This window comes from Nocardioides sp. (genome assembly GCF_047607365.1).
Taxonomy (GTDB): Bacteria; Actinomycetota; Actinomycetes; order Propionibacteriales; family Nocardioidaceae; genus Nocardioides.
In genome coordinates this window covers 1-4,427 of sequence record NZ_JASGDD010000044.1, presented here as the reverse complement: position 1 = coordinate 4,427, position 4,427 = coordinate 1, and the positions used below count along the sequence as shown (strand labels likewise).

Sequence of the window (4,427 nt, the reverse complement as noted above, 5' to 3'; positions counted from 1 at the left end):
GCCTGCCGTCCACGCCGCCGCCGGTGGCGGCGCCGCTCGTCGAGGACGGCGACGACCAGGTCACCGAGGTGTTCCCGCCGGCGCCGCCCGTCGAGCCGGTCGAGGCGGCCGCCCCGGAGCCCGAGCCGCCGGCGAAGCCCGAGAAGGTCGCGCACCTCTCCTTCTCCAGCGGCGCGGAGATCGACGTGGACGGCCTCGTCGTCATCGGCCGCAAGCCCGACGCCGGCCGGTTCCCGGCCGACGACCAGCCGCTGCTGGTGACGGTGCCGAGCCCGCACTCGGAGATCTCCTCGACCCACGTCGAGGTCCGTCCCGGCACGGGCGCCGATGCCGGCCTCGCGGTGGTCGCCGACCTCGGGTCGACCAACGGCACCCTCGTCGTCCAGCCCGGTCAGCGCCCCGAGGAGCTCAGTCCCGGCGTCCGGGTCGCCCTGCAGAGCGGCGCGCTCATCGACCTTGGCGACGGGCTCACCATCCGCGTCCGCTGAGGGCCGCTCGCCCCGTTTTCGCTCGCCTCCCGGGACCTTCGCGCCCCCGGCCACGCCGCCCACGGGCCGGAACGTCCCGTCGGGGGTGTGAAAACGCCCAGCCCACGTGGCGGCAACACCGCCGGCGCGTCGTCAGGACGCGGCGTCGGCGGCGGCGACGTCGTCGAAGACCGACGGACGGTGCTCGATGGTGAAGCGGCTGAACGGCCACACGAGGGCGATCACGCGACCCACGACCAGGTCCTCGTCGACGTACGCCGCCGACGGATCGCACGTGTCCTCGCTGTCGTCGTGGCAGAGGTGGAAGGAGCTGTCGGCCGACTCGTCGCGGTTGTCGCCCATCACGAAGAGCTTCCCCTTCGGCACGACCGCCTTCCAGCCGCTGGTGCAGTCGGCCATCGGGCCGTCGCAGTCCTGCTGGGGATCGATGAAGTCGTCCTCGTCGAGCGCCGTGCCGTTGACCGAGATCCGGCCCTGGTCGTCGCAGCACACGATGGTGTCGCCGCCCACGCCGATGACGCGCTTCACGAGGTGGCCACCGCTCGGGTAGAGCCCGATCTTCTCCAGCACCCGCGACACGACGTTGGTCGGCGTGGTGTCGTCCTCGCCCAGCCAGCCGCCGGGATCGCTGAAGACCACGATGTCGCCACGCTGCGGATGGCCCCACCAGTAGGACGCCTTCTCGACCACGATCCGGTCGTTGATCTGCAGCCCCGGCTCCATCGAGCCCGACGGGATGTAGAACGCCTGCACCGTCGTGGCCTTCAGGGTGATGGCCAGTCCCACCGCCACGGCCAGCAGCACCACGGTCTCCCCGAGGGCCTTCCAGGGACTGCGCTTCGTTGTGGCCACGAGCGGGACACTATCGGCCGGGTGGTCGCGCACCCGGACTAGGCTCGCGATCATGGGTGGTCAGCTGGTGGTCGGCTTCGACCTCGACATGACGCTGATCGACACGGCCCCGGGCTTCGCCGACGTGCTGCGCGCGCTGGGCGGGGAGATCGGGGTGGAGCTGCCGGCCGACCAGCTCGTGGAGAGGCTCGGCCCTCCCATCGACATGATGCTGGCGCCGTACGTGCCCGAGGCCGACCTGCCCTGGGTCACCGATCGCTTCCGGGCGCTCTACCCCGCGCACGCGATCGTGAACGTCCCCGCCCTGCCCGGCGCGCACGAGGCGATGGCAGCGGTCCGCCGCCGCGGTGGCCGGGTGATCGTCGTGACCGGCAAGTTCCGGCCCAACGCGCAGCTGCACGTCGACCACCTCGGCTTCGAGGTCGACCACCTCGAGGGCTGGGTCTGGGGAGTCGGCAAGGCGGAGGTGCTGCGGGCCGAGGGCGCGAGCGTGTACGTCGGCGACCACATCCACGACGTGGAGGGGGCGCTCGCCGCCGGCGTGACCAGCGTCAGCGTCCTCACCGGCGGCTGCACCCGCGAGGAGCTCCTCGCGGCCGGCACGCACGTCGTGCTCGACTCCCTGATCGACTTCCCCGCCTGGCTCGATCGCCATGTAGGCTCTGTCGGCCCCGGTGCCGTCACCGGTTGAGCGCGCAATCCCGCGCGACACGGCGCAGTTCGATCAGACCACGACAATGAGGAGAGGGGTCCGTCCGTGCCCACTGGCAAGGTGAAGTGGTTCGACCCCGCGAAGGGCTTCGGCTTCCTGTCCCAGGACGACGGCCCCGACGTCTACGTGCACGCCGACGCGCTCCCCGCGGGCGCCGCCGCCACCCTCAAGGCCGGGACCCGGGTCGAGTTCGGCATCGCCCAGGGCCGTCGCGGCGAGCAGGCGCTGCAGGTCCGCATCCTCGACGCCCCGCCGTCGGTCTCCCGCAACGTGCGCGCCGCTCAGCGCCGCAAGCCCGAGGAGATGGAGCTGATCGTCGAGAACGTCATCAAGCTCCTCGACGACATCCGCGAGGGCTACGCCCACGGCCGTCCCCCGACCAAGGACCTCGGCAAGAAGATCGCCCCCGCTCTGCGCAACCTCGCCGACGAGTTCGAGCTCTGACCCGGGCGGCGCAGGTGAGCCGGCGGATCGTCCTCGCCCGTGCCGTCAACGTCGGCGGGTGCACGCTGCCGATGGCCGAGTGGCGGGCGATCGCCGAGGCCCTCGGGGCGGAGGACGTGACGACGTACATCGCCTCGGGCAACCTGGTCTGCACTCCGCCGGAGGACCACGAGTCGTTCGACCGGGCTCTGGAGAAGGCGGTGCAGGAGCGATTCGGCTTCTTCCGCGAGGTCGTCAGCCGCTCCCGCGAGGAGGCGATCGCCGCGCTCGAGGCGCACCCGTTCGAGGTGCTGGAGCCGAAGCACTCCTACGTCACCTTCCTCGCCGGCACGCCCACGGCCGCCGCGATCGAGAAGGCGCGCACCTTCGAGACCGGCGACGACCGGTGGGAGGTGATCGGCCGCGAGCTCCACATCCGGTACGCCGGCGGCGCCGGCCGTCCGCAGATGAAGGACGTCTCGATCGGCCGTGCCCTCGCCGTGCCCGGCACGGCGCGCAACCTCAACACGGTCCGCAAGCTGGTCGCCCTCGCCGAGTAGCACCGGCTCCGCCCGCGCCGCGCCACAGCCACGCCGGGTGCTCGGACGCTGCGGGCGGAGCGGTCGCCGGCGCTACGTAGCGTGACGAACGGGCCCCGCCGTACGCCGAGGCCGACCGGTCAGCACGAAGACCGTCCACGCGGCGAGGACCACGGTCGCCACGATCAGGCCGAGGTGGGCATGCAGCGGCAGGCCGATGCCGACGAAGCCGCCGATCACCCACGCCAGCTGGAGCGTGGTGTCGGAGCGGGCGAAGGCCGAGGCCTGGACCGAGTGCGGGATGTGGGCCTGGATCGAGGAGTCGAGTGAGAACTTCGCCAGCGACGCCCCGAGCCCGGTGACGACGCCGAGCAGGATGACGGTGAGCGGGGAGTAGAAGAGCGCCGCCACCAGCGCCACGGTGGCGTCGGCGACCATCACCGCCGAGACGGTGACCGCGGGACGGACCTGCTTGATCAGCGAGGCGATGCTGATGCCGAGGAAGTTGCCCGTCCCGGCGGCCGCCGCCACGACGCCGATCGACAGGGTCGGCGACCAGTCGCCCAGCGGCTGCTCCTGCAGCAGGAACGCCATGAAGAAGAGCAGGAAGCCGTAGAGCCACTTCGGCGCGCAGTTGGCCCGCAGGGCGTAGGCGACCGCCGGGGGCATCGGCATCCGGGCGCGTCCACCGGCCGCACGGCTCTCCTCGCGGCGGAAGGCCAGCGACTCCTCGCCCGCGCTGGAGTCGACCGCCGAGGGCAGCCGGATCGCGAGGATCGTGCCGATGACGAACAGCACGAACGCCCAGCGCAGCACCCACTCCGCCCCGGCGAGCGAGGCGAGGCCGGCGATCGGGGCGGAGACGCACACCCCCACCACGCCGGCCATGGCGACGCGGCCGTTGGCCTTGACCAGGGTGACGCCCTCCGGGAGCAGCCGGGGCACGGCGGCCGCCTTGGCGACGCCGTACGCCTTGGAGGCCGCGAGGATGCCGAGGACGGCCGGGAACATCAGCGCGGTGCCGCCGGAGAGGGCTCCGGCCAGGACCCAGCACAGGAAGGCGCGGATCGCCATCACGATGCCGATCGCCCACCGGCGGCCGTGCGCGACCCGGTCGAGCAGCGGTCCGAGCAACGGCGCCACGATGGCGAAGGGCAGCATCGTGATGCCCAGGAAGAGCGCGACCGACTCCCGCGACGAGCCGCCGCCCGAGCCGGGCATCTGGAAGAAGAGCGAGCCGGCGAGCGAGATCGCGACCGCGGCGTCGCCGGCGGTGTTGAAGGCGTGCATCTCGATCAGGCGGGACAGCCCGGAGGCCTCGGCGCCCTCCGCCGACGCCGCCCGCCGCGCCTGACGGAACGCGAACCGGGACAGCCGGCCGACGCCGCGCGCGGAGGCGGCCACCCCGCGGGC

At 72.7% G+C, this 4,427-nt stretch carries 6 protein-coding genes; 4 read left to right on the top strand and 2 right to left on the bottom strand.

Annotation, left to right across the window (positions count from 1 at the left end):
- The coding region (locus tag QM572_RS03805) for an FHA domain-containing protein (RefSeq protein WP_415090198.1) at nt 1-488 on the top strand (488 nt) is incomplete at its 5' end.
- A 132-nt stretch (nt 489-620) separates the two neighbouring features.
- Here the strand turns inward: QM572_RS03805 and lepB are convergent.
- On the bottom strand, nt 621-1,340 hold the full coding sequence (gene lepB, locus QM572_RS03800) for a signal peptidase I (RefSeq protein WP_415090196.1): 720 nt from the start codon (nt 1,338-1,340) through the stop codon (nt 621-623).
- Between the two features lie 52 nt (nt 1,341-1,392).
- Here lepB and QM572_RS03795 point away from each other — a divergent pair, with 52 nt between their 5' ends.
- The 3 genes from QM572_RS03795 to QM572_RS03785 all read left to right on the top strand — a co-directional run bounded on the left by QM572_RS03795 (nt 1,393) and on the right by QM572_RS03785 (nt 3,035).
- On the top strand, nt 1,393-2,031 hold the full coding sequence (locus QM572_RS03795) for an HAD family hydrolase (protein WP_415090194.1): 639 nt from the start codon (nt 1,393-1,395) through the stop codon (nt 2,029-2,031).
- 66 nt (nt 2,032-2,097) lie between these two features.
- Nucleotides 2,098-2,496 carry a cold-shock protein gene (locus QM572_RS03790; RefSeq protein ID WP_415090192.1) on the top strand — a complete coding sequence of 133 codons (399 nt, stop codon included), beginning with the start codon at nt 2,098-2,100 and terminating at the stop codon, nt 2,494-2,496.
- 14 nt (nt 2,497-2,510) lie between these two features.
- A complete protein-coding gene (locus tag QM572_RS03785) occupies nt 2,511-3,035 on the top strand; it encodes a DUF1697 domain-containing protein (protein WP_415090189.1) in 525 nt (174 codons plus the stop codon).
- A 72-nt stretch (nt 3,036-3,107) separates the two neighbouring features.
- On the opposite strand, the gene QM572_RS03780 is transcribed toward QM572_RS03785, so the two are convergent.
- On the bottom strand, nt 3,108-4,427 hold a 1,320-nt coding region (locus QM572_RS03780; protein WP_415090187.1), incomplete at its 5' end, for an MFS transporter.

Bases quoted from the DNA above. Each gene is read 5' to 3' on its own strand.
- QM572_RS03795 (WP_415090194.1), top strand. From the start codon at position 1,393: ATGGGTGGTCAGCTGGTGGTCGGCTTCGACCTCGACATGACGCTGATC.